The sequence below is a fragment of the Cellulomonas telluris genome (assembly GCF_004886325.1).
Taxonomy (GTDB): Bacteria; Actinomycetota; Actinomycetes; order Actinomycetales; family Cellulomonadaceae; genus Cellulomonas; species Cellulomonas telluris.
The window spans coordinates 626,506-652,823 of record NZ_QXFN01000001.1; the positions used below are offsets into that span (position 1 = coordinate 626,506).

The 26,318-nt window shown below is 76.5% G+C and carries 26 protein-coding genes; 11 read left to right on the forward strand and 15 right to left on the reverse strand.

Going from position 1 to position 26,318, the window contains the following annotated elements:
• Window positions 1-21: 21 nt before the first annotated feature.
• A complete protein-coding gene (locus FB586_RS03040; protein WP_136517829.1) occupies window positions 22-648 on the reverse strand; it encodes a hypothetical protein in 627 nt (208 codons plus the stop codon).
• A gap of 75 nt (window positions 649-723) precedes the next feature.
• On the opposite strand from FB586_RS03040, the gene FB586_RS03045 reads away from it, so the two are divergent.
• Genes FB586_RS03045 through FB586_RS03060 form a run of 4 tightly spaced genes read left to right on the forward strand, consistent with a single transcriptional unit; the run spans window position 724 to window position 3,355 of the window.
• Window positions 724-1,209: a VOC family protein gene (locus FB586_RS03045; RefSeq protein WP_306419139.1), complete on the forward strand. Its 486-nt coding sequence runs from the start codon at window positions 724-726 to the stop codon at window positions 1,207-1,209.
• A gap of 54 nt (window positions 1,210-1,263) precedes the next feature.
• Entirely contained in the window at window positions 1,264-2,193 is a 930-nt protein-coding gene (locus tag FB586_RS03050) for an ABC transporter ATP-binding protein (protein WP_136517830.1), read from the forward strand.
• Window positions 2,190-3,095 (forward strand): ABC transporter permease, encoded by a 906-nt coding sequence (locus tag FB586_RS03055; protein WP_136517831.1) that lies wholly within the window; start codon window positions 2,190-2,192, stop codon window positions 3,093-3,095. Before FB586_RS03050 ends, FB586_RS03055 begins: the two co-directional genes overlap by 4 nt.
• Window positions 3,096-3,097: 2 nt before the next feature.
• Entirely contained in the window at window positions 3,098-3,355 is a 258-nt protein-coding gene (locus FB586_RS03060) for a helix-turn-helix transcriptional regulator (RefSeq protein ID WP_136517832.1), read from the forward strand.
• 112 nt (window positions 3,356-3,467) lie between these two features.
• Here FB586_RS03060 and FB586_RS03065 read toward each other — a convergent pair whose 3' ends face one another.
• A complete protein-coding gene (locus FB586_RS03065) occupies window positions 3,468-4,997 on the reverse strand; it encodes a M20/M25/M40 family metallo-hydrolase (protein ID WP_246036373.1) in 1,530 nt (509 codons plus the stop codon).
• A 200-nt stretch (window positions 4,998-5,197) separates the two neighbouring features.
• On the opposite strand from FB586_RS03065, the gene FB586_RS03070 reads away from it, so the two are divergent.
• From FB586_RS03070 to FB586_RS20155, 3 genes are all read left to right on the forward strand, one after another.
• Window positions 5,198-6,394, forward strand: coding sequence for a cobalamin-independent methionine synthase II family protein (locus FB586_RS03070; RefSeq protein WP_136517834.1), 1,197 nt, complete (start codon window positions 5,198-5,200; stop codon window positions 6,392-6,394).
• Window positions 6,395-6,563: 169 nt separating this feature from the next.
• Window positions 6,564-6,989, forward strand: coding sequence for a class Ib ribonucleoside-diphosphate reductase assembly flavoprotein NrdI (nrdI, locus tag FB586_RS03075; RefSeq protein ID WP_136517835.1), 426 nt, complete (start codon window positions 6,564-6,566; stop codon window positions 6,987-6,989).
• Window positions 6,990-7,051: 62 nt separating this feature from the next.
• Window positions 7,052-7,186 carry a hypothetical protein gene (locus tag FB586_RS20155; protein WP_281276645.1) on the forward strand — a complete coding sequence of 45 codons (135 nt, stop codon included), beginning with the start codon at window positions 7,052-7,054 and terminating at the stop codon, window positions 7,184-7,186.
• Window positions 7,187-7,203: 17 nt separating this feature from the next.
• On the opposite strand, the gene FB586_RS03080 is transcribed toward FB586_RS20155, so the two are convergent.
• The 3 genes from FB586_RS03080 to FB586_RS03090 form a co-directional block, all read right to left on the reverse strand.
• Entirely contained in the window at window positions 7,204-8,481 is a 1,278-nt protein-coding gene (locus FB586_RS03080) for an alpha/beta fold hydrolase (RefSeq protein WP_136518270.1), read from the reverse strand.
• A 273-nt stretch (window positions 8,482-8,754) separates the two neighbouring features.
• Window positions 8,755-9,027 carry a hypothetical protein gene (locus FB586_RS03085; RefSeq protein WP_136517836.1) on the reverse strand — a complete coding sequence of 91 codons (273 nt, stop codon included), beginning with the start codon at window positions 9,025-9,027 and terminating at the stop codon, window positions 8,755-8,757.
• Between the two features lie 204 nt (window positions 9,028-9,231).
• On the reverse strand, window positions 9,232-11,628 hold the full coding sequence (locus FB586_RS03090) for a glycoside hydrolase family 31 protein (protein WP_136517837.1): 2,397 nt from the start codon (window positions 11,626-11,628) through the stop codon (window positions 9,232-9,234).
• Window positions 11,629-11,844: 216 nt separating this feature from the next.
• On the opposite strand from FB586_RS03090, the gene FB586_RS03095 reads away from it, so the two are divergent.
• Window positions 11,845-12,282, forward strand: coding sequence for a nitroreductase family deazaflavin-dependent oxidoreductase (locus FB586_RS03095; protein ID WP_136517838.1), 438 nt, complete (start codon window positions 11,845-11,847; stop codon window positions 12,280-12,282).
• 80 nt (window positions 12,283-12,362) lie between these two features.
• On the opposite strand, the gene FB586_RS03100 is transcribed toward FB586_RS03095, so the two are convergent.
• Both FB586_RS03100 and FB586_RS03105 read right to left on the reverse strand, forming a co-directional pair.
• Window positions 12,363-12,953 (reverse strand): YdeI/OmpD-associated family protein, encoded by a 591-nt coding sequence (locus tag FB586_RS03100; RefSeq protein WP_136517839.1) that lies wholly within the window; start codon window positions 12,951-12,953, stop codon window positions 12,363-12,365.
• A gap of 13 nt (window positions 12,954-12,966) precedes the next feature.
• The gene (locus FB586_RS03105; protein WP_136517840.1) at window positions 12,967-14,517 is read right to left on the reverse strand and encodes an amino acid permease; all 1,551 of its coding nucleotides are present in this window, start codon (window positions 14,515-14,517) and stop codon (window positions 12,967-12,969) included.
• A gap of 285 nt (window positions 14,518-14,802) precedes the next feature.
• Here FB586_RS03105 and FB586_RS03110 point away from each other — a divergent pair, with 285 nt between their 5' ends.
• Together FB586_RS03110 and FB586_RS03115 are read left to right on the forward strand one after the other, a co-directional pair.
• Window positions 14,803-15,330: a hypothetical protein gene (locus tag FB586_RS03110; RefSeq protein ID WP_246036374.1), complete on the forward strand. Its 528-nt coding sequence runs from the start codon at window positions 14,803-14,805 to the stop codon at window positions 15,328-15,330.
• A gap of 108 nt (window positions 15,331-15,438) precedes the next feature.
• Window positions 15,439-16,167, forward strand: a complete 729-nt coding sequence (locus FB586_RS03115) for an HNH endonuclease family protein (protein ID WP_136517841.1) — start codon at window positions 15,439-15,441, stop codon at window positions 16,165-16,167.
• 111 nt (window positions 16,168-16,278) lie between these two features.
• On the opposite strand, the gene FB586_RS03120 is transcribed toward FB586_RS03115, so the two are convergent.
• The 3 genes from FB586_RS03120 to FB586_RS03130 are packed head-to-tail and all read right to left on the reverse strand — an operon-like array spanning window position 16,279 to window position 19,659.
• Window positions 16,279-18,144 (reverse strand): threonine/serine exporter family protein, encoded by a 1,866-nt coding sequence (locus FB586_RS03120; RefSeq protein ID WP_136517842.1) that lies wholly within the window; start codon window positions 18,142-18,144, stop codon window positions 16,279-16,281.
• Between the two features lie 43 nt (window positions 18,145-18,187).
• On the reverse strand, window positions 18,188-18,970 hold the full coding sequence (locus FB586_RS03125; protein ID WP_306419141.1) for a M50 family metallopeptidase: 783 nt from the start codon (window positions 18,968-18,970) through the stop codon (window positions 18,188-18,190).
• Window positions 18,967-19,659, reverse strand: coding sequence for an LmeA family phospholipid-binding protein (locus tag FB586_RS03130; RefSeq protein WP_136517843.1), 693 nt, complete (start codon window positions 19,657-19,659; stop codon window positions 18,967-18,969). The genes FB586_RS03125 and FB586_RS03130 overlap by 4 nt, the downstream gene beginning before the upstream one ends.
• Before the next feature lie 163 nt (window positions 19,660-19,822).
• On the opposite strand from FB586_RS03130, the gene FB586_RS03135 reads away from it, so the two are divergent.
• Window positions 19,823-20,239, forward strand: a complete 417-nt coding sequence (locus FB586_RS03135; RefSeq protein WP_136517844.1) for a hypothetical protein — start codon at window positions 19,823-19,825, stop codon at window positions 20,237-20,239.
• A gap of 18 nt (window positions 20,240-20,257) precedes the next feature.
• On the opposite strand, the gene FB586_RS03140 is transcribed toward FB586_RS03135, so the two are convergent.
• The 5 genes from FB586_RS03140 to FB586_RS19935 all read right to left on the reverse strand — a co-directional run bounded on the left by FB586_RS03140 (window position 20,258) and on the right by FB586_RS19935 (window position 26,262).
• On the reverse strand, window positions 20,258-23,461 hold the full coding sequence (locus FB586_RS03140; protein WP_136517845.1) for an AAA family ATPase: 3,204 nt from the start codon (window positions 23,459-23,461) through the stop codon (window positions 20,258-20,260).
• On the reverse strand, window positions 23,461-24,645 hold the full coding sequence (locus FB586_RS03145; protein WP_136517846.1) for an exonuclease SbcCD subunit D: 1,185 nt from the start codon (window positions 24,643-24,645) through the stop codon (window positions 23,461-23,463). Before FB586_RS03145 ends, FB586_RS03140 begins: the two co-directional genes overlap by 1 nt.
• Window positions 24,646-24,729: 84 nt before the next feature.
• On the reverse strand, window positions 24,730-25,089 hold the full coding sequence (locus tag FB586_RS03150; RefSeq protein ID WP_136517847.1) for an STAS domain-containing protein: 360 nt from the start codon (window positions 25,087-25,089) through the stop codon (window positions 24,730-24,732).
• Between the two features lie 199 nt (window positions 25,090-25,288).
• Entirely contained in the window at window positions 25,289-25,792 is a 504-nt protein-coding gene (locus FB586_RS19930; RefSeq protein WP_246036375.1) for an aminoacyl-tRNA deacylase, read from the reverse strand.
• A 14-nt stretch (window positions 25,793-25,806) separates the two neighbouring features.
• The gene (locus FB586_RS19935) at window positions 25,807-26,262 is read right to left on the reverse strand and encodes a hypothetical protein (RefSeq protein WP_246036376.1); all 456 of its coding nucleotides are present in this window, start codon (window positions 26,260-26,262) and stop codon (window positions 25,807-25,809) included.
• Window positions 26,263-26,318: the final 56 nt, after the last annotated feature.

Genomic DNA, 26,318 nt, shown 5'->3' on the forward strand with positions numbered 1-26,318 from the left:
GGGGCGCCCGACGTCCTGCCGTCAGTCCCGCCCGCCCTCCGCGCCGGCCGCCCGGCCGCCCTCCACGCCGGTCGGTTGCCCGGGGCCCGCGTCGTACCCGCACCCACCACCCGCGTCCAGCCGCCGCGCCCGCTCCGTCCGCCCGGCCCGCCGCCCCGGCAGGAGCCGCGCGCGACGCGGCAGCGCCGGCGGCATGGTCCGCCCCGGCACGCCGTCGCCCGCGGGTCCGCCGTCGGCGGCCGGTCCGACGAGGGCGTCGAACACCTCGGTGGCGAGCGCGTCGGCCTCGGCGGCGACGCGCGCGAGCATCTCGCGGCGGGCGGTCCCGCTGCGCACGACCGCGACGTCGAGCGCCTGCCGCAGCCGGTCGGCACGGCCGTCCCACGCCTCGGCCTGCACCGGGTCGTCCGCGTGCCGGTCCGCGGCCAGCCGGGCGACGAGGTCGATCGTCGCGGCGACCTGCCCCTCGGGGGAGCGGCGGCGCTGCGCGACGAGGACGGCGTCGCTCCAGGCCTCGAGCCGGCGCCGCACCGGGACGGCGATCTCCGGGTGCGCCCGCAGGTAGGCCGTCACCTGCCCGGACGCGGCCACCACCATCGGCCCGTACCGCCGCACCATCGTCCACAGCCGCCGGCCGTCGGTCGCCACGTGCACCTCCCACGACGTCGGCCGTCGCCCGGACCCGGCGTCCGCGGCCGTCGCGACCACCCTGCCGCGCCCCCGATGAGTTCGCGCGTCGTCGGGCGTCTGACCGGGTGTGCGCGCACGCAGCGCGTCGCCGACCTGGAGGACCTCATGGCCATCACCCTCAACCCCTACCTCGGCTTCCGCGGGCAGGCCCGCGAGGCGCTCGAGTTCTACGCGTCGGTCCTCGGTGGGACGCCGGTGATCTCCACGTTCGCCGAGTCGGGCGTGGCGGAGGCCGGCGACGGCGTCATGCACGGGCAGCTCGACGTCCCCGGTGGGCTGACGCTCATGGCGTCGGACGCGCCGCCGGAGATGCAGGTGCCGTCGGAGTCGTCCGTGGCGGTGTCGCTCAGCGGCGGGCCCGAGGACGCCGACACGCTGCGCCGCTGGTACGAGGGTCTGTCGGCCGGCGGCACGAACGTCCTGCCGCTCGAGCGGGCGCCGTGGGGCGACGAGTTCGGCATGTTCACGGACCGGTTCGGGACGAACTGGATGGTGAACATCGCGGGCGCGCAGGGGTAGCGCAGACAGGACGAGGGGTAGCGGGACTACGTCGGCATGTAGTACACCTACTACATGCCGACCACAGCCGACCCCGCGATCCACGTCGACGGGCTCCGCATGTCCTACGGCGGGCGTGCGGTGCTCGACGGCGTCTCGTTCGACGTCCCCGGAGGGGTCGTCGCCCTCCTCGGCCCCAACGGCGCGGGGAAGACGACGACCGTCGAGATCCTCGAGGGCTTCCGCCGCCGCGCCGCGGGGACGGTCCGCGTGCTCGGGGCGGACCCGGAGCGCGCCGACGAGGCGTGGCGCGCCCGCGTCGGGGTCGTGCTGCAGTCGTGGCGCGACCACCGCCGCTGGCGCGTGCGCGAGCTGCTCGACCAGCTCGCCGCCGCGTACCGCCCCTATGCCGACGTCCGCGGCCGCGGCCCCCGCGCGACCGACGAGCTGCTCGCGCGCGTCGGCCTCGCCGGCATCGGCTCCCAGCGCGTGCGGACCCTGTCCGGCGGGCAGCGGCGGCGCCTCGACGTCGCGATCGGGCTCGTCGGACGGCCGCAGCTGCTCGTGCTCGACGAGCCCACGGCCGGCCTGGACCCGGCGGCTCGCCGCGAGTTCCACGAGCTGCTGCACGAGGTCGTCGACGACGACGGCACGACCGTCCTGCTGACGACGCACGACCTCGCGGAGGCGGAGGTCGTGGCGGACCGCATCCTCGTCCTCGCCGGGGGGCGGATCGTCGCCGACGGCAGCCCGGAGGCGCTCGCGCGCGAGGTGGCCGGCCCGAGCGAGGTCCGCTGGACGGCCGCCGGCACCCGCCACCTGCACAGCACGCACGACCCCGTCGGCTTCAGCCGGTCGCTGCTCGCGGGCCCCGAGCCGGTGGAGGACCTCGAGGTCCGCCACGCGCGCCTCGAGGACGCGTACCTCGAGATCGTCCGCCGGCACGAGGCCGGCGAGACCCAGCCGGCGCCCGGCGCCCCGACCCGCACGGAGGCCCGGCGATGAGCGCCACGACCCCCACCGCCCGCACGGGCGCGGCCCCGCGCAGCGGCAGCCCGCGCGCCTTCGCCGTGCGCCTCGGCCTGCGCCGCGGCGTCACCGAGTTCGGCCACATGCTGCGTTCGCCCGAGGACGTCGGCTGGAACGCCGTCATCGGGGTCGCGATCCTCGTCTACCTGTGGACGCAGCGGGACACCGCGGTCGCCGGAGCCGACGGCCTGACGCTCCCCGAGCTCGCCCTGCCCGGCATCCTCGCCGCCACCATCATGTTCGGCATGACCCTGGGACCCGCGTTCGGCCTGGCCACGGAGGTGGAGGACGGCACCGTGCTGCGGCTGCGTGCGACGCCGCGCGGCACCACGACGTACACCGTCGGCATGGTGACGGGCCAGGCGCTCGGTGCCGTGCCGATGCTGGCGATCCTGCTGCTGCCGTGGCCGTTCCTGCTGGGGAACCCCATGCACCAGGGTGCGGGGGGCTGGGCCGCGCTCGTCGGCTGGCTGCTGCTCGGGACGCTCGCGGTGCTGCCGATCGGCGTGGTGGTCGGCGCGCTGTGCGGCCGCCCGAGCCGCGTCCTGCCGTTCGGCGTCGCGCCGGTGGTGGTGCTCGCGTTCGTGTCCGGCGTCTTCGGGCCGCCCACCGGGCTGCCCGGGTGGGCGCAGGGGGCCGTCCAGGGCTTCCCGCTGTACTGGCTCGCGCACGGTCTGCGGTCGACGACCCTGCCGCCCGGCGCGGAGGCGCTGGAGATCGGCGGTGCCTGGCACCCGGGTCTCGCGGTGCTGGTGCTCGCCGCGTGGGCCGTCGCGGGGCTCGTCGCCGCACCGCTGCTGCTGCGCCGCCTGACGCAGCGGGAGTCCGCCGGCGCCATGGCCGCGCGGCTGCAGGCCCACCTGCAGCGGGCGGGCTGAGCGTGGCGCAGCAGGGCGGCGAGGCCGTCCACAACCGCATCGCCGTGCTCCGCGCCGAACGGGGCGTGAGCCGGCGGGAGCTCGCCGACGCGCTCGGCGTGCACTACCAGACCGTCGGGTACCTCGAGCGGGGCGAGTACGCGCCGTCGCTGCACCTGGCGCTGCGGATCGCCGCGTTCTTCGACGTCCCGGTCGAGGTGGTCTTCTCGCTCGCGCCGTTCCCGCGGATCGGCGCACCGGCGGTGGCGTCGGAGGGCTGAGCCCCCGCCGCGCCCCCCAGGGGCGGGCCGGACGCGCCCCGGCCCGGGTCGCCGCGCGGGCGCCCCGGGCCGGGTCGGTGGTGCCGGTGTCAGGCGGTCGTCGCGCGCCCGGTCACGCCGCGTCGTCCAGCGAGCGGACGTCGTCGGGCCGCCCGTCGTGCGGCCACCAGTGCTTCCACGGCGTGCGCTGGTCGCCGGGGCCGGAGACGCCGTTGATCGCGGAGGTGTCGAACGCGAGCGACAGCGTCGCGTAGCCGATCGCGGTCGTCATGATGCCCAGCGCCTCGCGGTCGACGTTCGTGATGTCGTCCTGCGGCGAGTGGTAGTTCGGGTCGTAGGGGATGCCGGCGGTGCCGCCGAACAGCGCGACCTCCTCCTCCGTCTTCGACCCGTCCGCGCCCGTGAACAGGCCCGACGCCGGCACACCGTTCTCGATGAACGCCTGGTAGTCCGACCGGCCCGAGAACTCGGTGTCGACGTAGGGCTGGTCGACCCTGTCGAACCAGCGCGTGAACACGTCCTCGGTCTGGGCCGACCCCGGCGGCACCGGGACGGGCGCCGGGTACGTCGACTCGTCCGCGTCGTAGACGCCGATCACGTAGTTCGGCGAGCCCACCATGTCGAAGTTGAGGTACGTGGCGATGCGGTCGAGCTCGCCCTCCCGCGTCGCGAGCTCCCCCACGTAGGCGGTCGACCCGATGAGCCCGAGCTCCTCGGCGCCCCACCACGCGAAGCGCACCGTGTTGTTCAGGTACGGCAGGCGGCCGAGCTGGACCGCCACCTCGAGGATCGCCGCCGAGCCGGTGCCGTTGTCGTTGATGCCCGCCCCCTCCTCGACGCTGTCCAGGTGGGCGCCCAGCATGACGACGTTGTCGTCGCGGCCGGCGCGCGTCTCGGCGAGGACGTTGAAGCTCTCGACCTCCTCGGTGTGGACGCGTGCGTCGAGCGTGACCTCGACGGGCCCGGCCTCGGCGGCCGCGACGAGCGCCTGCCCGTCGGCCTGCGACAGCCCGACGACCGGGACCGCCACGACACCGTCGGCACCGAGCGTGCCGGCGAACAGGCCCTCGACGTTGTTGTGGACGACGACGCCGACGGCGCCGAGCTCCTCGGCCGCGGTGGCCTTCGCGGAGAACGGGCAGTCGCCGCCGCGGCTGACCACGGCGATCGCGCCGGTCGGGTCGGCGTCGCCCCAGGCGGCGGTGGTGCAGCCGAACGGGTCGTCGGGGACCGCGACGGCCGCCGTGAGTCCGCCCTCGGGCGTGCTGGGGGAGAACTCCATCTGGTCGACCTCGTACGCGGCGCCCCCGGTCACGGTGAGCGTCGCGGCGTCGACGACCTCGCGGTCGAACGTGAACGGGTCGCGCCACGTGCGGTAGCCCGCCTTGCGCAGCGTGCGCTCGACGTACTGCGCGCTCGCCTCGTAGCCGGGCGTCAGCGCGGCGCGGTTGCCGTCGTGGCGGTCGGCGATGCGCTGGAAGGCGTCGAGGTGCCGCATCACCGCCTTCGCGCTGACGCGCTCGGCGAAGCGCACGGCGTCGCCCTTGTCGAGGGCCGCCGCCGGTGGTGCCAGGAGTGCCGTCACCCCGAGCGTGAGCGCGGACGCGCCGGCCAGGATGGCGGTGGGACGTCGAGCAGACACGAGGTGCCCCCTTCTCCACGGTGAGAGGCGCCGGTCGGACGGCCGGGCCGTGGTCACGTCGCCCGCCCAACGTAGGCGCGGGGTGCCGGAATTGTCACCACGTCCGGTGACTTTCCCGTTACGTCCTTGTGACTTCCTTCTCATGGCCGGGATGGGACCGGTCGCGGGACGCGTCCGCGGCCGACGTAGCATCGCCCGACGTGAGCACCCCCATCGCCACCACCCACGCCGGCTCCCTGCCCCGCACCCCCGAGCTCATCGCCGCCAACGCCGCGCGTGCGGCCGGCGAGACCCGCGAGGACTGGGACGACTTCCTGCGCGACCAGGTCGTCGCGCTCGTGCAGCGCCAGGTCGACCTCGGCATCACCGTCCCGGGCGACGGCGAGTACGGGAAGTCGATGAGCAGCGCCGTCGACTTCGGTGCGTGGTGGTCGTACTCGTTCCAGCGCACGGGCGGGCTCGAGCTCGACACGTCGATGGCGTGGGCGACCGAGCAGCGGCTCTCGTCCCCCGGCGACCTGCGCACCACCGGCTTCCTGCACCGGCGCGACCAGCAGCGGTTCGCGCAGGCGTACCGCGACCCGCACTCGGGCGTCATGTCCGGCGAGGCGCCGACGGACTTCCCGAAGGCGACGGGTCCGCTGACGTACACGGGCCAGGCGGCGATCGCCGCGGACGTCGCCCACCTGCGCGCCGCCCTCGACGTCACGGGCGCCTCCACCGGCTTCATCACCTCGATCGCACCGGGCTCGGCCGCGCGCCTCGCGAACGAGCACTACGCGACCGACCGCGACTACCTGTTCGCGTGGGCCGACGTGCTGCGCGAGGAGTACCTCGCCATCCTCGACGCCGGCCTCCAGCTCCAGGTCGACGACCCGTCGATGGCCGAGAACTGGGACCAGATCGAGCCCGAGCCGTCCCTCGACGACTACCTCGCCTTCACCGCGCTGCGCGTCGAGGCCCTCAACCACGCGCTGCGCGACCTGCCGAAGGACCGCATCCGCTTCCACCTGTGCTGGGGCTCCTGGCACGGCCCGCACACCACGGACCTGCCGATGGCGGACATCGTCTCGACGATGCTCGAGGTGCACGCCGGCGCGTTCTCGTTCGAGGCCGCGAACGTGCGGCACGAGCACGAGTACCGCGTGTGGGACGACGTCACGCTGCCCGCCGGCGCCGTGATCCTGCCCGGTGTGGTGTCGCACGCGACCAACGTCGTCGAGCACCCGGAGCTGGTGGCGGAGCGGATCGAGCGGTTCGCGACGCGCGTCGGCCCGGAGAACGTCGTGGCGTCGACCGACTGCGGGCTGGGCGGGCGCGTCCACCCGCAGATCGCGTGGGCGAAGCTGGAGTCCCTCACGGAGGGCGCCCGCATCGCCGGCGACCGCCTGGGCTGACCCCCGCCACCGAGCGCGGTCGATGCGTCACGAGTGCGGTGCTGCACCACCCGCACTCGTGACGCAGGTACGGCACTCGTGGTGGGGAGGTGGTGGGAGCGGCCGGCCCCGGGCGGGGGCGGGACGAACGTCCGGCGGTCCGCGGCGGCGCGTGCGGTGGGGTGGGTGGGTGCGTCCCACACCCGTGTACTACTACTCGTCCGCCAGCGGGCTCGTCCGCACCTTCGCGGAGCGGCTCGGTTGGCCGGCGTTCAACCTGGCCGAGCGGGAGCACCGGCGCAGCGAGGTCGACGGGCCGTGGGTGCTGCTGACCCCGTCCTGCACGACGGGCAACGAGGCGAACGACACGGTCCCCGAGGCGGTGCGCCGCTTCCTGCGCTCGGCGCACAACCGCCGCCTGCTCGTCGGCGTCATGGGGTCCGGCAACCGCAACTTCGGCCGGTACTACCAGCACGCGGCGCGGGAGATCGCGGCGCGCTCGGGCCGCCCGGTGCTGCTCGAGTTCGAGCTGGCCGGCACGCCCTGGGACGTCGCCGAGGCGCAGCGGGTCCTGGCCGAGCTCGACGCGGCCCTCGCGCACCGGCACGCCTCCTGACGCGCAGCGCGTGCGCGACGGCACGGGGACGCGCACCGTGGAGGCATGACCGGGACGACGACGTGAGGGGCCGCGGGCACCACGAGCCGTGGGGTGACGAGCGCCGGACGCGGCAGCTCGCGCGCGTGCTGACGGGGCTCGGAGCGGTCGTCGTGCTCGGGGCCGTGTTCGGGATCGTCTACGTGCTCGCGCGCTGAGCCGGCGTCGCGGCCGGTCAGCGGCTCGTGACGCTCCAGCGTCCCGCCGTCAGGTCCTGCAGCCGCGGCAGGATCGCGTCCCCCGCGACGCGCAGGCCGTCGTGCAGGAACTCGTTCGTGATCCACACCTGGCTGCTGCCGAGCCCGTCGGCGGTCCGCAGTGCGAGGTCCAGGTCGACGTACGGGTCGTCGACGTACTGCACCGCCGCGACCGGGACCTCGTTCGCGGCGAGCCGGTCGACGTCGTACAGCTCGGGCCAGTCGGTGCGGGCGGCCAGCTCCTCCGCCGCCGCGCGGAACGGGCGCAGCGCCGGGACCTGCTCGTACATCCACGGGAAGATCGCCTCGCCGGTGAGCAGCAGGGGGCGGGCGTCGACCGCGAACCCGGGCCGCCGGGCGTGCTCGGCGGCGGCCGCCCAGCCGGGCTCCCGCGGCCCCGAGTGGTAGATGACCTCCTGCAGCACCGCGTACAGCGGGTTCGCGTCGAAGCCCGTGCGGCGGCCCACCTCGGCGAGGAAGCCGGGTGCGGGCTCGCCGCGGCGGTCCAGGGCGGTGTCGAGCAGCCAGTGCAGGTCGTCGACGCCGGTGCTCATGCCGAGCGGCATCCCGAGCGCCTGCAGTCGCTCGACCGTGAGCTCCTCGCCCGTGGGCAGCGTGACACCGCCCGCGGCGACGCGGTCCGCGAGGCGGCCGAGCAGGTCGACGTCGTCCGGGAACGCGCGCCGGAACGCCCGGTTGCGCGCCTCCTGCCGCGGGTACGTCGCGGCGTAGACGTCCTCCGCCGTGGCGCCGACGGGCGGCAGACCGCCGGTGACCCAGCACGCCTCGAGCGCCTCGGGGTGCCGGGACAGGTACGTCAGCGTGAGGAACCCGCCGTACGACTGCCCGAGCGTCGACCAGCGCCGTCCGCCGTACACCGTGCGCCGCAGGGTCTCGGCGTCCTCGACGATCGCGTCCGCGCGGAAGCACGCGAGGTAGCCGGCGGCCGCCGCGGCGTCGTCGAAGGCGGCGAGGTCGGTGCCGTCCACCCGCCCGGACCGGCCCGTGCCGCGCTGGTCCAGCAGCACCACGCGGTGCGTGCGCAGGAGCGTCGCCCACCAGCCGCCGCCGGGCATCGGACGCGGCGACTGACCGCCCGGCCCTCCCTGCAGGAACAGCACGAGCGGCAGGTCGTCGCGGTCCTGCGCCGGGTCGACGATCTCGCGCGCGAACACCTCGATCGAGCCGAACCGGTGCGGGTCCGCCCGGTCCACCGGCACCTCGACGCGGTGCTCGCGAACCCGGAACCCCGTCATCGCGTACTCGCCCACGCGGCCACCCTACGAGCGGGCCCGCCCGCCGAGCGCGGCGCCGCCCGCCGAGCACGGGCCCCGGCCGCCGAGCGCGGGCCCCGCTCGCCGAGCGCGTGCGTCGTCGGGCGAGCGCACCGGACACGAGTGGTGCGCTCGCCGGACGAGTGGTGCGCTCGCCGGACGAGTGGTGCGCTTGCCGGACGAGTGGCGCGCTCGCCGGACGAGTGGCGCGCTCGACGGAGCGGCGGTGCGGGCGGGGGGCAGCGCGGCGGGTCGTCAGCCGGAGACGGCCACGAAGCCGTCACCGTCGGCGGCCACCCGCCACCGGCGGACGTCCTTGCCGGTGCCGTCGCCGGTCTTCTCCTGGACGACGGCGTGGTGGTCGGCGGTGGTGCCCTGCCCGCGGACGAGGTGGGCGCCGGTCCTGCCCTGCACGCGCATGGCGACGACGCCGGTGAAGTCGTCGAGCGTCCGCGGGGGACGCCCGTCGACGTCGAGCACCTGGTAGGGGACTGCGGAGACGACGGGGTCGGCCGTGGGGTGCGACATGCTGCTCCGATCGGTGGCCGCCGTGGCTGCTGCACGGCGGGGTGGTCGACCTGACGGGACGGACGGTGCGACGACGACCGGGTGCGGGCGCGGGCCGACCCGGGCGCGGCGCCGCGCGATGTGGGAGAGGTGCAAGGCGTGTGACGTGGAGCACGTCGACGGTACCGAATGTCCGATTCCCCGGCCACGGGAACCGGGCGCCCCTCAGCCGGCGACGCGCGCCAGGACGACCTCCTCGAGGGCCTCGCGCAGCGACGGCGGCACCGGCAGCGCAGCCAGGTGGGACAGGCGCACGTGCAGCGGACGGTCCGACGTCAGCACCGCCAGCACCCGGCTCTTGAGCTCGTACCCCACCTGCGCCGCGTCGAGGATCCGGTGCAGGCGCCGCGCGACCTCGTTGAGCCGCAGCGCGGGGCCCGGCCCCAGCCCGATCCGCACGACCGCGCCGACGGGCACGTCGGCGACCGTGACGCGCAGGTGCCCGTCGGCGGTGCGGGCCACGGCCGGCTCCACGGGCGCGCCCTCGACGGTCGCCGCCGGCGCGACCTCCTCGGCGACCGACACGAACGTCGCCGTCCACGTGCGGGCCGCCGGCAGGAACCCGGTCGACCCGTCCGCCGGACCCACGGTGAGCACGCCGGCCGCCTGGTCCCAGACGAGGGGCGTCCGCGCGACCCGCGCGTCGTCGAGCCCGTCGCCGGTGCCTTCGTCCTCCACGAGCGTGAACGCGCCGTCGGCGCCGACCACCACGAGCACCTCGAGCGCCGCCGGCTCGACCGGGTCGTCGGGCGGCACGTCCGCGGCGTCGAGCGGGACGAGCGCGCCCGCCGGGGCGAGCACCGGCACGCCGGCCAGGTCGCGGTGCAGGACGATCTCGCGGCCGCCGTCGTAGACGAGGCCGTCGAGCACGTCCACCCACGTGCCCTCGGGGAGCCACGCCCGGACGGCACCCGTCGCGGACGCGCGGTCCCGCGGCCGGGTGATCGGCGCGACCACCAGCTGCGAGCCGAAGGCGAACTGGCCCGGCACGTCGTACGCCTCGGCGTGCCGCGACCAGCGGTGGTACATCGGCGTCACGAGGGGCACGCCCTCGCGGGCCGCCCGGTGGTTCATCGTGTGCAGGTAGGGGACGAGCCGGTGCCGCAGCCGCAGGTACCGCGTCTGCACGGCCTCGTGCTCCGGGGCGAACGCCCACGGCTCCTTCGTCATGAAGGGGTTGTTCGACGAGTGCAGGCGCAGGACCGGCGAGAACACGCCGAGCTGCACCCAGCGGGTCGCGAGCTCGTCGTCCTTGGCGCCGAACATGTGCCCGCCGACGTCGTGGCTCCACCAGCCGTACCCGATGTTCGCCGCCGTCGCCGTGAAGTACGGCTGGAACTCCAGCGACGCCCACGAGACGACGGTGTCGCCGGAGAACCCGACCGGGTACCGGTGCGAGCCGGGCCCGGCGTAGCGCGAGAACGTCAGCGGCCGGTGGCCGTCGCGGGCGGCGTCGAGGAAGTGGAAGTGGTTGAGCATCCACAGCGGGTCGATGCCGGCGACGCGCGAGTGCGCGCCCTGCTGCCAGTCGATCCACCAGAAGTCGACGCCGTCGGCCTCGAGGCGGCGGTGCAGCACGTCGAGGTACGCGGAGAGGAAGGCCGCGTCGGCCACGTCGAACGCGATCGGCTCGCGCGCCGCCGGGTCGAGCCCCAGCGCGTGGCACATCGCCTCGTACGCCTCCTCGTGCGGCCCGACGCCGTCCGCGGGGTGCACGTTGAGCGTCACCCGCAGGCCCCGCGCGTGGACGTCGGCGAGGAACGCCGCCGGGTCGGGGAAGAGGGTGCGGTCCCAGGTGTAGCCGGTCCAGCCGCTGCCGATCGCCGGGTCGACGTCCGTCACGTGCCAGTCCATGTCGAGCACCGCGACGGAGAACGGCAGGCCCGCCGCCTGGAAGCGGTCGAGCAGCTCGCGGTACTCGTCCGCGGTGTACGGGTGGTACCGGCTCCACCAGTTGCCGAGCGCCCAGCGCGGCAGCACCGGCTGCGGCCCGGAGACCGCGTACAGCGCGCGCACCGCCTCGGCGTGGTCGTGCCCGTACGCGAAGACGTACAGGTCGGTGCGGCTGCCGTCCCGCGGCGCGACCCAGCCGTCCTCGGTGAGCAGCAGCGACGTCGAGTCGTCGACCACCGCGAAGCCGTGCCGCCCCGCGACGCCCGGCTCGAGCGGCAGGGCGCCGTCCGCCTCGTCCAGGGTCCGCGCGGTGCCGCCGAGGTTGCGGCCGTCGTCGGGCCCGCCGTACCGCCACACCGAGTGCCAGCTCGTCACCGCGCCCAGCACGGCCACCGACAGGCCGCTCGTGCTGAACGGCCCCTTGTCGTACGTCAGCCGCAGCCGGCGCGTGACGACTTCGAGGTGCGTGCCCTGGTCGACGACGCGGAAGTCCGGCACGGGCAGCGCGCGGTGCAGCGCGAACGTCGACGCGCGGTCCTCGAACACGCCGTCCTCGGCGTACTCCAGGCGCAGCAGCCCCTCGGTGAGGACGGTGATGCGGTAGCGGTCCCCGGCGACGACCGCGGCCGGGTCGGCGACGGGCGACGCGGGCAGGGTGGGCAGCGGCATGCCTCCATCCTGACCGCGACCCGGGCGACCCGCCCTCCCGCCGCCCCTCGCCCGCGGCCCCCGCCCGCCGCCCCCGACGCCGAGCGCGCCACTCGTCGGACGAGCGCACCGGACACGAGTGGCGCGTTCGCCCGACGAGTGGCGCGCTCGGGAGGAGGGCGGCGGAAGGAAGGGGGCAGGGGAATGGGGGTGAGGGCGTGTGGTGTTGGGACGGGCATGCCTCTCACCGGTGAGTACGCACCCAGCCCGAACGACTTCGCGCGCGAGCAGGCCGAGCTGTTCGAGCGCACCGACGGCGCCGAGGGCAACACCCTCAACGGGCGGCCGATCATCGTGCTGACGACGGTCGGCGCGAAGAGCGGGAAGATCCGCAAGACGCCCCTGATGCGCGTCGAGCACGACGGCGAGTACGCCGTGGTCGCGTCCAAGGGCGGGGCGCCCGAGCACCCCACGTGGTTCCACAACATCGTCGCCCACCCGCGCGTCGAGCTGCAGGACGGCGCCGTGAAGAAGGAGTACGACGCGCGCCTGGTCACGGGCGAGGAGCGCGCCGTGTGGTGGGAGCGTGCGACGGCGACGTGGCCCGCGTACGACGAGTACACCCAGAAGACGGACCGCGAGATCCCCGTCTTCGTGCTCACGCCCGTCGACTGACGGCGCAGCGCTCATGGGCGCGGCGCTCGTCGAGGCAGCGCTCACCGACGCAGCGCCGACGGGCGCGGCGCCGACCGGCGTCAGCGCGCGCTGCGCCCCGCGGCGGCGGCCGACGCGATCCGCTCGACGCGCCCGGCGCGCGTCTGCGGCCGCCGTGCCTCCGCGAGCCAGCGCAGTTGCGCACGCTGCACGCCCGGGGTGAGCCGGCGCCACCCCGCCCCGGCCTGCGCGTCCGCCTGCAGTGCCGCGGACAGGTCGTCCGGGACGACGCCGGCCTCGGCGTCGTCGTACAGCGTCCAGGAGCCGTCCGCCCGCGCCGCCTCCACGACGGCCCGGCCCGCGTCGGTCATGCGGCCGGACGCCTCCACGCGCGCCAGCCGCTCCTTCGTCAGGCGCGACCACCCGCTGCCGGGCCGGCGGCGCGTGAACCACATCTCCGTGCGCTCGTCGTCGACGGTGCGCTGCGTCGCGTCGATCCAGCCGAAGGCCAGCGCCTCCTCGACCAGGGGCTCGTAGCCGAGCACGGGACGCCCCGACGACGGCTTCCACCGCACCACCCACAGGCCCGGGCTGGTCGCGTGGTGCTCGGTGAGCCAGGCGCGCCACCCCGCGGCGGTCTCGACGAGCAGGCGCTCGTCGCGGCCACCGGCGGGGGTGGCGTCACCGGCCACGTGGGGTCCGTCCTCAGACCCGGTCGGCGTCCTCGGCGGGCGTCGGGGCAGCCGCCCCGCGGCCGACCAGCGAGTGCCGGTAGGAGTAGGCGAAGTAGATGACGACGCCGGCGGCGAGCCACGCGAGGAACCGCAGCCAGGTGAGGGTCGTCAGGTTGAGCATCAGCCAGATGCACGCCAGGCCCGAGATGATCGGCAGCACCGGCGACCACGGCACGCGGAACCCGCGCTTGAGGTCGGGGCGCGAGCGGCGCAGCAGCGGCACCGCGAAGCTGACCAGCACGAACGCGGACAGCGTGCCGATGTTGATCATCTCCTCGAGCAGCTCGACCTCCGAGAGGCCGGCGATGAGGGCGATGACGACGCCGGCGCCGATCTGCAGCCAGAACGGCGTCCTGAACCGCGGCGAGGTCTTCGACATCCCGCGCGGCAGCAGCCCGTCGCGGCTCATCGCGAAGACGACGCGGGTGAGGCCGAGCATGAGGACCATGAGGACGCTCGTCAGGCCGACGAGGATGCCGATCGAGATGACGCGTCCCGCCCAGTCGGCACCGACGAGGACGAACGCGGTGGTCAGCGACGGGCTGTCCTCCTGCGCGAGCTCGGTGTAGCTGACCATGCCGGTGACGACGACGGTCACCAGCACGTACAGGATCGTCACGAGGACCAGGCCGCCGAGGATGCCGCGGGGCACGGCGCGCTGCGGGTCCTTCGTCTCCTCGGCCGTGGTCGCGACGACGTCGAAGCCGATGAACGCGAAGAACACGAGCGCGGCGCCGGACAGGATGCCCATGACGCCGTACGTGGACGGCTCGAAGCCGAGCAGGAAGCCGGTGAGCGGCTGCTCGAGGGTCGTCGCGTCGGCACCGGCCGGCTGCGACGGCGGGACGAACGGCGACCAGTTCTCGGCCTTGACGTAGAAGAAGCCGGCGACGATGACGAAGATCGTGATGCCGACCTTGAGGATCGTGAACACGCTGTTCACGCGCGTGCTGAGCCGGGTGCCGATCGCCAGCAGGGCCGTGAACACGGCGACGATCAGCATCGGCGCCCACGAGACGTCCGCACCGAGCACCGGGACGGTCGTCGGCAGGTCGAACCCGAGCAGCGAGAACGCGTCGGACAGGTACACGCCCCAGAACTTCGCGATCACCGCCGACGCGAGCAGCATCTCGAGGATCAGGTCCCAGCCGATGATCCAGGCGACGAGCTCGCCCATCGTGGCGTAGGAGTACGTGTAGGCGGACCCCGCGACCGGCAGGGTCGAGGCGAACTCGGCGTAGCACATGATGGCCAGGCCGCAGACGACCGAGGCGATGAGGAACGAGACGATCACGCCGGGACCGGCGTAGTTGGCGGCCGCGGTCGCGCCGACCGAGAAGATGCCCGCACCGACCGCGACGGCGACGCCGAGCACCGCGAGGTCCCACGCCGTCAGCGAGCGGCGCAGCTGCCGCTCCGGGTCGTCGATCGAGGCGAGCGAGGCCTCGACCGACTTGCGGCGCAGGATGCTGCGCGGCGCCGGTGCCGCCACGCCCCGTCCCGCGGTGCCGTCGTGCGTCATGGTGTTCCCCTTCGTGGTACCGGCCGACGGCGCGCGTGACCGCGGACCTGCGGTCGCGACGTCGGCACCTGCGGACGAGCATGTCGGACGCCGGCGCGCTCGGCCAACCCGACGCCGCCTTGCCCGCGGGACGTCCACGTTCCGGGACGTCCCGGCGACGAACCCGGAGCTCTCGGCCGCACGGGAGCCGGTGACGTGACGAGGTCCGGGTTCGTCGAGCGGGGCCGGGTGGTGGGCGACGGGTGTCGGCGGGCGGGTCCCGGCGGGTCCGGGCAGCATGACCGCATGACGGAGCAGCACGGGTCCGCCGGGCCCCTCGGTGACGACGACGTGGCGGGCCGACCCGCCGGCGGCCCCCGCTCGGCCGGCGACGGACCGGACGACGCCCACCGACGGCCGCCGGGCGTCGACGACGCGACGGTCGAGGCCGTCGGCGGCGTGACGGCCGCCCTCGAGGTGATCGAGCACGCGCGCGGCGTCCTCTACGAGTTCCACCGCCTCATCGGCCAGGGCGACATCGAGCTCGGCCAGGCGCTCGACAAGCTCGAGGCCGCCGGGCACGCGGAGCTCGCCGAGCGCATCCGTGCCGACGTCCTCGGCGCGAACGTCCTGGCCGGCCGCTGGACGTTCCAGATCGTCGAGGACTTCGACGCCGGCTACCACGCGCGGTTCCGCGAGGCCGAGCAGCGGCTGCGGGACGAGCTCATGGCGGGACGCCGGCACGTGTACGAGGCGGGCCTGAAGGAGCAGAACCGCACGCACGGACGTGCGGGGCACGAGGCGCTGCCGGAGGACGTCGGCACCGGCGCCTGACGCGCCCGCGCCGGCGACCCGTCCACACGCGGCGGTCGTTCCCGGCGTCCGGGCCCGGCGGCGGGTCGGCGCCCACGCTGTCGGACCCGTCCGGCATGCTCGGCGCCCGTGACCTCCCTGCTCGACGCCCTGCCCGACCGCGCGCCGCGTGGCCGGCGCCGCCGCCGCGCCCCGTGGGTGCTCGCGCTCGTCGTCGCCGCGGCGGTCGGCCTGGGCGGTCCCGTGTGGCTCGACGCGCGCGCGGCGGCCCGCTACCCGGTGACGGCCGACGAGGTGGCGGCCGGCCGCGCGGCGCTCGCGGAGCTGCCGGTCAAGGGCCGCGCCCCACGGACGGGCTACGAGCGCGAGGAGTTCGGCCAGCGCTGGGCGGACACCGACCGCAACGGCTGCGACACGCGCAACGACGTGCTCGCGCGCGACCTCGTCGACATCACGACCAAGCCGGGGACGCAGGACTGCGTCGTCCTGGCGGGCACGCTGCACGACGTCTACACCGGCACGACGATCGCGTTCGAGCGGGGCGAGCGGTCGTCCGAGGTGCAGGTCGACCACGTCGTCGCCCTCGCGGACGCCTGGCAGAAGGGCGCGCAGCAGTGGACGCCCGAGCAGCGCGAGGCGTTCGCCAACGACCCCGCCAACCTGCAGGCGGTGCAGGGACGCGCGAACCAGCAGAAGGGTGCGGGCGACGCCGCGACCTGGCTCCCGCCCGAGAAGGGGTACCGCTGCGTCTACGCGCTGCGCCAGGTGCACGTGAAGCACGGGTACGGCCTGTGGGTCACGCGCGCCGAGCGGGACGCGCTCGCGCGCGAGATCGACCGCTGCGCGGTCGTGGGCTGACGGGGGACGGCCGCGTCACGAGGGGGGGCGCGGAGGTCGTCGCGAGGTCCCGCGCGGACGTCGTCACGAGGGCGGGCGCCGACGTCGTCGCGAGGTCCGGCGCCGACGTCGTCAGGACGTCGGCGCGGGCCGCCCGGTGCGGCGTGCCACCGCCGAGCCGACCGCGATGCCCGCCAGCACGCCCAGGGAGATCGTCACCATGGTCGCCCCCGCCGTGACGACCGTGGTCAGCGCGGGCGCGTCGGTGAGCACGGAGGTCACGCCGACGAGCCCGAGCGCCCCGGGCACGAGCAGCCAGAACCCCGGCAGGAACCCGACGAGGGTCGGCGGGCCGGTGGGGCGGGTCGCGGCGAACATCGCGACGACCGTCATCGCGAACGCCCCGACGAAGGCGGACGGCGCGCCGCCGAGCAGCAGCCCGCCGAGCACCTGCCCGGCGTAGGCGACGACGAGGACGAGCAGGATCCACGGCAGCGCGCCCCGCGGGGCGCAGTTGTGGAGCACCACGCCGCACCCGTAGACCAGCACGCCCACCCACGGGCCGGCCCAGCCCAGGGAGTGCGACGCGTCGGTGGCGACGGTCGGCCCGGTCACGCCGACGAGCCCGGCCGCCGCCGTGATGCCGAGCGCCAGCAGGACGAGCTGCATGGCGCCGGCGGCGAGGCGGGCGGATCCGGCGATCATCTGACGCGTCGCGAGGTCGATGGCGGCGGTGGTGAGCAGCGCGCCGGGCAGGAACGTGATGAGCGGGGCGGCGAGGGGCGCCAGCGGGTTCAGGTCGAGGCCCGTGCGGGAGAGCGCGAACACCGCGGCGGACACGAGGAACGCGCTGACCAGCACCAGCAGCGCCTGGTAGGCGGCCGGCAGCCGGGCGGACGCGGCCTGCAGCCCGGCGACGCCGGCGCCGAGCGCGGCCGCGACGAGCACGTCCACGAGGCCGCCGCCGAGGACCAGCGCGAGGCCCGCCGACGAGGCGACGTAGCCGAGCGCCCGCGCCGCCGCGCCGTACAGCGGCGGCGCCTGCACGGCGTCGCGGATGCGGGCCGCACCCTCGGCGGGGTCGATCCGGCCGGCCTCGGCGGCGTCGGCGACGCGCAGCACGTCCGCCACCTGGTGCAGCCGCAGCGTCCGCCCGCCCGCGTTGGAGGCGGCGGTGCGCGGTGCGGCGTCACCCGGCACGGACACGACCAGTGCCGTCGGCAGCGCGACGACAGCGACCCCCGGCACGCCGTTGACCTCGGCGATCCGCTCGAGCGTCCGCTCGACCTGCACGACGGGCGCGCTCGCGTCGGTGAGGGCCTCGCCGATCGTGAGCAGGAAGCCCATGGTGGCGGCGGGGTCCGGTGGGACGGCCGCTGGGTCCGGCGGGACGGCCGCGGTCTCCGGCGGGACGGCGGCGGGGGCGGCCGGGTCCGGTGCCGGCGCCGCGGTCGGCGGCTGCGGTGCCCCGGCCGCGGCGGTGCCGACCGGGAGGGCGGCCCGGGCGCGCACGGCCCCGGCGTCGAGCGCTCCCGTGACGGCGTCCGCGGTCGCGGCGGCACCCGTCGGGCCGGCCGCCCTGCCGCGGGCCCGCCGGTGCAGCAGGACGAGCGCGGCGGCGACCGCGAGCAGGACGAGCACGGCCGTGAGGACCACCCCGGCGGGCAGGGTGGACGTCGTCACCGCGGGCTCGCGCGACCACGGCACGACCGTCGCGGGCGTCGACTCGACCGGGGTCGGCGTCGGAGCGGGGACGGTGGTCGGCATGCCCGTCGGCGTCGGCTGCACCGGGGCCGTCACCGAGGGGGTCGGCGTCGGGTCCGGCTCGGGGTCCGTCGTCGGGGCGTCCGTGACGGTCGGGGTCGGCGTCGGCGTGGGCGGCGGTGTCGTGGCCGGTGGCGTCGTGGGCGTCGGGGGCGGGACGTCGGTCGGCGTGCCGCCGGGCGCCGGCACGGGCGCGTCCGTCTCGGGCGCGAGCGGCGCCCCGGGTGCCCTCATGAGGCGATCCTCCCCCGGCGGGGCGGACGCGTCCTGCCCGGCGTCAGGCCGGCCACGCCGCCAGCAGCCACGCGCCGCCGACGACGAGCAGCGCGACGCACACCAGCAGCAGCACGCCGACCCAGACGACCGCCGGCACCCGGGTGAGACCGGCGAGCAGGCCGGCGTCGGACTGGTCGCGCCCGCCCCGGCGCCGCAGCCGCGCGCGCTGGGCCTGCATCTCCAGCACCGCACGCGGGGCACCGAGCAGGAAGAACCACGTGAGTGCGGCGGCGACGACGGTCTGGACGGCCGCAGGCGCCCAGCCGGTGACGCCGACCAGCACGGCCCCGCTGACGAGCACCGCCCACAGCCCGTACCAGTTGCGGATCTGCAGCAGCACGAGGACGACCACGAGCAGCAGCAGCCACAGGACGCCCAGCGCGTACCCGCGGGACAGCAGCCAGGCCGCCGCGAGCCCCAGCACGGCGGGCGCGGGGTAGCCGGCGGCGACGGTGGCCACCATGCCGGGGCCGCGCGGCCTGCCGCGGGAGACGGTCAGCCCGGACGTGTCGGAGTGGACCCGGATGCCGCTGAGCCGGCGGCCGACGAGCACCGCGACGGCGGCGTGCCCGGCCTCGTGCACGATCGTCAGCCCGTGCCGGAGCAGGTGCCACAGGCCGGGCACGGTCAGGGCGGCGAGCACGACGACGCCGACGACCAGCACGGTCGTGCGCGCGGGCGCGGGCTGCGGCGTGGTCACCTGCTCCCACCAGTCCGCCAGGACGGCCGTGGCGCCGGTGGCGGCCCCGTCGGGTGCGGTCCGCAGCACGGCGAGGGCGCTCACGGGGCCGCCGGCAGGACGACGTCGGTGCCCTCGGCGGTGACGCGCACGCCGCCGGGCACCACGGTGGCGGACGTGAGCACGACCCCCTCGGGCAGGCCCTCGACCGGCACCGGGATGCCGCTGGCGGCGTCGCCGAGCCCACCGGGCAGGTCCGTGAGGTCGAGCGCGCGCCGGCCGAGCCGGACGTCCACGAGGTCGACGAGCAGCGTGCCCTCCTCGACACGGGGCACGAGGCCGGCGGAGAGCGTGAGGCCGAGCACCTCGCCCGACGCGCGCAGCGCCTCGCCGTCGACGGCGAGGTCGACGTCGACCCCCGCGCGGTCGGCGACGACCTGCTGGAGCGACTCCGGCGGGAGGGTGGCCTCCACGCGCGCGTGCCCCACGGTGTGCGGGGCCTCGAGGCCGACGTCGCGGGCGCGGACGCTCACGTCGGTGGCGTCGACGCCCTCGAGCGTGACGCCGGCGGCGGTGGCGTCGACGTCACCGAGCGACCGCGTGAGCAGCTGCGTGAGGAACGGGAACCCGTGGATCGTCACGTCCGGCTCGCCGACGACGTCGAGCTGCTGGGTGACGACCTCGGCGGCCCTGTCCTCGGCCATGCCGAGCGCCGCACGGTCCACGACGACCGCGGCACCCGCGAGGACGACGAGGGTGACGACCGTGCCGACCACCGCTCTCCTGGCTCCCATGACCCTCCCGTCGCCCCCGTCCGTCCGTGTGCGGCGCTCACGGTACGGGCTGCGCGGGGCCCGCGCCGGTCTGCCCCACCGCCGGCGCGATCAGGACCGCCATTGATGTGGTCTACGTCACAACGGCGACCTAGGCTGGAGGGCGACTCACGAGGGACGCGCGATGAACTGGGCACTCCTCCTGCTGTGCGCCGCCGCACCGACGGTGGTGCTGACTGCCGTCTGGTCCCTGATCCCCTCGCCGGACGAGCCCCCGCGCTGGCGGGCGGCGCTCGCCGGGCGGCTGGAGCGGACGGCGGCTCGGCTGCGCCGTGAGCGGCCCGCGGCGGAGGACCCGTTCAGCACCTTGAGGGTGCAGCAGCGGCTCGGGGTCGTGGCGAACCACGTGCGCCAGCTGGAGGCGGACCAGCACACGTTCGCCCGGGCCGAGCGGATCATCGCCTCGCAGCTCGCGTACGACCAGCTCCTCGCCGAGGCGTGCCGGATGGCCGGTGTGGAGGTGCGCCCGGCGGCGAAGGGCGACCCCGCCGAGCGGTTCCGCGAGGAGGTGGAGCTGGCCTCGCGCGGCTGGACCTGGTGACCCGGCCGCGTCTGCGTCTCAGCCCGCCAGGACGGTGAGCGTGCTCGGACCCGCCGGGGTCGGGCGCACCTCGATCCGGTCGGCGACCGCCTGCTTGAGCGCCTCGACGTGGGACACGACGCCGACGACGCGGCCGCCGGCCCGCAGCCGCCCGAGCTCGGCGAGCACCTGGTCGAGCACGTGCGGGTCGAGCGTGCCGAACCCCTCGTCGACGAAGAGCGTGCCGAGCTCGACGCCGCCCGCCTCCGCGGTCACCACGTCGGCCATGCCGAGCGCGAGGCACAGCGAGACGTAGAACGTCTCGCCGCCGGACAGGGTGCGCGGGTCGCGCGCCTGCTCGGTGCGGTGGTCGAGCACGCGCATCGACAGCCCGGTGGTCCGGGTGCGGACGTCCTCCTTGGCCTCGCTGCGCGCGAGCTCGTAGCGGCCGTCGGACATCACGCGCAGACGGTCGTTGGCGGCGTCGACGACGTCCTCGAAGCGGCGCGCCAGGACGTACGTCGCGAGGGAGAGGGCGTGGGCGTTGTCCCCGCTCGTGCCGGCGGCCAGGCCGGCCATGCGTGCCACGGGCAGCGCCGCCTCCGTCCGGTCCTCGAGCTCCCGGGCGGCGGAGCGGACGGCGCCGCCCGCGCGGCGTGCGTCCTCCGCCCGCTCGTGGGCGACACGCGCGCGCCCGGCGAGGTCGTCGGCGACCGCCCGGGCCGACCGCTCGGCCGTGCGGGCGGTGTCGACGTCCGCCGTCGCGTCCTCGGGCAGGTCCCGCAGGGCGGGGTCGGCGAGCCCGTCGGCGACGCGCGCCGACTCCTGCGCCCACCGCTGCACGTCGCGCTCGAGCGACGCCAGCGCGGGCGGGGCCAGCCACGCCGTACGCGCGGAGCGTGCGTCGGCGAAGCCGTGCTCGGCGAGACCCGTCATGAGCTCGGCCAGGCGACGGCCGGTGTCGCGGGCGGCCGCGTCCTCGGCCGTGAGCGCGTCGAGCAGGTCCTGCGCGACGTCGGCCCGCGCGACGAGCGCGGCGTGCCGGGCGGCGACGGTGGGGTACGTGCCGCGGCCCTCGACGACCTCGACCTCGGTGCGGGCGAGCGCGTCGCGCTGGGCGTCGAGCGCGGCCTCGGCGGCGGCGACCTGCCGCGCCCGCTCCTCGCGCCGCTCGCGGCGGGCGTGCGTCGCGGTGTCGAAGCGGTCGAGCTCCGCGTCGAGCCGGTCGGCCTCGGCAGCGGCGGCGCGGGCGGCCGCGGCCTCCGCGCGCGCGGATGCGAGCGCCTCGCGTGCGGCGGCCTCGTCGACGTCCCCCACGCGCCCGCGCAGGGAGGCGACCCGCTCGGCGGCGGCGGCCTCGGCGGCGCTCGCCGCGGCGAGCCGCTGCTCGGCCGCCACCCGCGCCTCCTCCGCCGCCGCGACCTGCTCGGCCGTCACGTGGTCGGCGTCGAGCGCGGCCTTGCTCGGGTGCTCGACGGCGCCGCACACGGGGCACGCGTCCCCGTCGCCCAGCCCGGCCGCGAGCTCGCCGGCGAGCCCGGCCACCCGCGCCGTGCGCAGCGTCGCCTCCGTCGTCACCGCCGCGTGCGCGTCCCGCGCGGCGGAGGTACGGGCGGCGAGCACGCGCTCGTGCTCCTTCTCGGCGTCCCGCAGGGCGGTGACCTCGCGCAGCGCCTGTTCCGCGGCGGTGGCACGGGCGTCGCACGTGGCGCACGTCGCGCCGTGGCTGCGGGCGTTGTCGCGCTCCGCGACGAGCGCCGCGCGTGCCTCCGGCCGGGCCGCGAGCCAGACGTCGTGGGCCTCGACCTCGGCCCGCAGGTCGTCGATCGCGGTGCCGGCGTCCCGCACCGCACGGCGTCGGCCGTCCAGCTCCTCCTCGACCGCGACGAGACGGCGCAGCGCGCTCGCCTCGTCGGCCGCCGCGGCGCGTGCGCCCGCCACGTGCGCGCGCCACGCGCCCGTGGCCGCCTCGCCGGGGCCGGTCCCCGGGTGCTCCGGCACCACGAGGTCGGCACCGAACAGCGCGCCCTCCCCGCCGTCCGCGGGCACGTCCGCCGTCGTCCCGACCGTCTCGCGCAGCGCCTCCTGCACCGCGGGGACGGGCCGCAGGTCCTCCGGCGCCGCGTCCACGACCGCCAGGAGCGCCTTGCGGGCCCCCGCCCAGGCCGTCGCGGCGTCGTCCGCGCCCAGCAGCAGCGGACGCACGGCGGCCGCGGCGCGGGCGGACGCAAGTCGCAGGACGTCGGCCTCGTGCGCGGGCCGCGCGTCCTCGAGCCGCGCGAGGTCGGCCCGCAGCGCGGACCGGCGGGTGAGCAGCGCGGCGGTGGCGACCGCCTCGTCGCACGCCCGGCGCGCGGCGTCCCACGCGTCGGCGGCCGCGGCGGCCTGCGTCGCCAACGCGGTGGCCGACTCCGCGAGCCGCGCGACGACGCCGTCGACGACCGCGGTCACGCGCGCCGCCGGTCCCTCGGTGCCGGTGCCCGCAGCGGCGGCCGCCTCGGCCAGGTCGGCGCGCAGGCCGTCCGACGCCTCGGCGTCGAGGCCGCACGCGCCCACGAGCTGCGCGGCCGTGCCCTGCAGCGCCGACCGGGCCGCCTCGACGGCCCGGTCGGCCTCGCGCCGCATCTGGGCGAGCTGCTGCTGCACCTGCTCGTACACGGCCGTGCCGAAGATCTTCTGCAGCAGACCGCGCCGGTCCTCGGGGTTCGCGCGCAGGAACCGCGCGAACTCGCCCTGGGGCAGCACGATCGTCTGGACGAACTGCGCGCGGTCCAGCCCGACCACGCGCTGCAGCTCGTGCCCGACCTCGTCCAGGCGCGCGCTCACGAGCTCGCCGACGACGTCCAGCGCCTCGGGCCCGCCCGTGCAGTCGACGTCCGCGGGCAGCCGCCACAGCCGCGCGCTCGCCTGCGCCGTCGTCGTGCCGGCACCCCGCCGCTTCGCGCGCTGGTAGGCCGGGGTGCGGCGCACCCGGTAGACGCCGGACGGCACCTCGAAGACGAGGTCGACGACGGACTCCGTGTCCGGCGCCGCGTACGCGGACCGCAGGCGCTCGTCGCTCGCGTCCGCCCCGGCGACCTTGCCGTAGAGGGCGAACACGACCGCGTCGATGAGCGTCGACTTGCCGGCGCCCGTCGGGCCGTCGAGCAGGAACAGCCCGGCGGCGCCGAGCGCGGTGAAGTCGACGGTGTGGCGCGCGGCGAACGGGCCCACGGCCTGCACCGTGAGGGAGCGCAGGTGCATCAGGCGCTCCGCTCGCCGGCGAGGACCTGCTCGTACGCGCGCCGCAGCACGTGCACCTCCGCCTCGGTGGGCGCCGCGCCCGTCACGTGGGCGACGAAGTCGGCCGCGACCTCGACGGGGTCCGCCGCCGACGTCACGACCGCGGCCCGCTCCGTGGTCCGTTCCGCGCCGTCCGGGCGGTGGTGCACGACGAGGGCGTGCGGGAAGCGCTCGCGCACGCGGCGGAACAGGTCGGCCGGCCGCGCGGGATCCGTCACGGTGACCCGCACCCAGGCGTCGGTGTGCCGTTCCCCGGCGGCACCCAGGAGGTCGTCCAGCGTCCCGGTCACCTCGGCGAGCCGGCGGGGGACGGGCGCCGGCACGAGCTCGGTCACCGGCTCCGGCCCGCCCAGGTCCACGAGCACCGACGACTTGCGCTGCCGCAGCTCGGAGAACGAGTACGCGAGCGGCGAGCCCGAGTAGCGCAGCACCGTGCCCTCCGGCCCCGGCACCGACTGGGGGCCGTGCAGGTGGCCGAGCGCCACGTAGTCCGCGCCGGCGAACACGTCGGCGGTCACGTGGTCGACCCCGCCGACCCGGATGTCCCGCTCGGACTCGCTGGCCTGGCCGCCGACCACGAACGCGTGCGCCGCCACGACCACCCGCGGCCGTGCTGCGCCGCCGTCGCGCCCGGCCAGGTCCGCGCGCACCCGCGCCATCGCGGCCGTCGTCACCGCCTGGTGCGACCGCGCGAGCGGCACCCGCACGCCGTCCGGTCCGTCCTCGCCGAGCGCGGTCCGGGCCGCGTCCGGGTCCAGGTAGGGGAGCCCGTAGACCAGCACGTCACCGTCGTCGGCGGGCAGCACGACCGGCTCCGCGAGCCGGGCGACGTGCGTGCGCAGCCGCACGCGCTCGCGCATGAGCGCGGCACCGAACCCCAGGCGCGTCGCCGAGTCGTGGTTGCCGGAGGTGACGACGACGGTCGCGTGCTCGGACAGGCGCGCGAGCACCTCGGAGAGCAGCGTCACGGCCTCCACCGGCGGGATCGCCCGGTCGTACACGTCCCCGGCGACGACGACCGCGTCGACCGCCTCGGCGCGCACCACGTCCACGAGGTGGTCCAGGTACGCGGCCTGGTGGTCCAGCAGGTCCACCCCGTGCAGGGTGCGGCCCAGGTGCCAGTCGGAGGTGTGCAGCAGCCGCATGCGGGCAACGTAACGGCGACCACCGACACGTCCGCGGCCGCCGCGCCCGGGCCGGTCGGCCCGGGGCTGTGACGTCGGCCGGGGTCAGCCCTCGTCGTCGGGGATGACGACGGACAGCCCGACCATGTCGAGCACCTCGCGCAGCACCCGGTGCGGGTCGCGCAGCGTGACGGGGATGCCGGCCTCGGAGGCGGCCAGGTGCAGCTGCAGCACGAAGGCGACGCCGGAGGAGTCGACGAACGTCGCCTCGGTCGCGTCGATCACCACGGGCAGGCCGCTCATGAGCGCCATCCCCATCGAGGCGCTCGCCTCGGCGCGCAGCGCGGCGTCGATCTCGCCGACCAGCCGGACGACGGCGCGGCCGTCCTCGGGCTCGACGCGGATCGCGTGGACGGGTCGGGTCTCGCCCAGCTCGGGCGCGTGCGCGTCCCTCAGCTCGGTCATGGGCGTGGGTTCTCCTCGTGCGTGCGTCGGCGTCGGCACGTCGCTGGACCGGCTCGACGGCGCCGCAACGTTACCCGTGCACCCCCCGTACGTCTCGTCGAACGCCGTGGGCCGTCCGGACGTTCCCGGACGGGGCAGCCGCCCCGGGGGCCGCGGGTGCGCGCCGACGTCGGGCCTGGTCAGCGCGTCGGCCGGTGCGTCACTCCGGGTCGGTGACGTCCGCCACGGTCGCCCCCAGCACCCGGACGAGGTCGTCCCCCGCCAGCGTGAGGCCGACCCCGTGCCCGCCCCCGCCGATCGACACGCGCCGGCCGGGGACGCGGCTGTCCGCGACGACCGGCAGCGGCCGGGTCGTGCCGAACGGCGTGATCGTCCCGCGCTCGTAGCCGGTGACCGCGAGGGCCGTCGCGGCGTCGGGCATCGACATGCGGTTGACCCCCAGCAGCGCCCGCAGCCGCGGCCAGGCGATGGTCCGCCCGCCGGGCACGAGCACGAGGACGTGGTCGTCCTCGCCCCGCCGCACGACGAGCGTCTTCAGCAGGTCCTCCGGGGCGATGCCGCGCGCCGCCGCGGCCTCGGCCAGCGAGGACACGCGCCCGTGGCGGGTGCGCTCGTAGGGCACGCCCGCCGCGGCGACCGCCTCGGCGGCACGCCGCTCGGCCTCCGTGCGGAGCTCCTGGTCCGGTTCCGCCTGCTCGCTCACCGGTCCACGGTAGGTCAGGACGGCAGCCCCAGGACGAGGGCGACGGCGGCGAGCGGCACGACGACCACGGCGACAGCGCCCGCGACGAGCCACCGGGCCAGACGTGACCGTGCGGGCGGCGGGGTGACGGCGGGCGCGCGCCGGGCGAACGCCGCCACCCAGTCGTGCTCCGGCGTCCACCGCTGCTCCGGCGACGGGGCGGGCTGCGGGATCCAGGCGGGCTCCGGCCACCAGGTCGCCTCCGGCCCGCGGTCGGGGGCCGGCCCCGGGCCGTGCCACCGGGCCGGCGCCGGGCGGTCCTCGCCGACGCGGCGCGGCGCGGAGCCGCGGGGGGCGTCGGCCGGCCACCGTGCTGCGGCGCCACCGGCGGGCGGGGGCGTGCGCGAGACGTCGTCCGCCCAGGCCCGGGCGTGCGCGTCCCGGGGCTGGCGGGGGCCGTCGTGCGGCGGGGGCCAGGGCGCGTCGAGCACGGCGGTCCTCCCGTCGTCGGCGTCGGTGATCCGGACGAATCGCCCAGGCGTCCAGC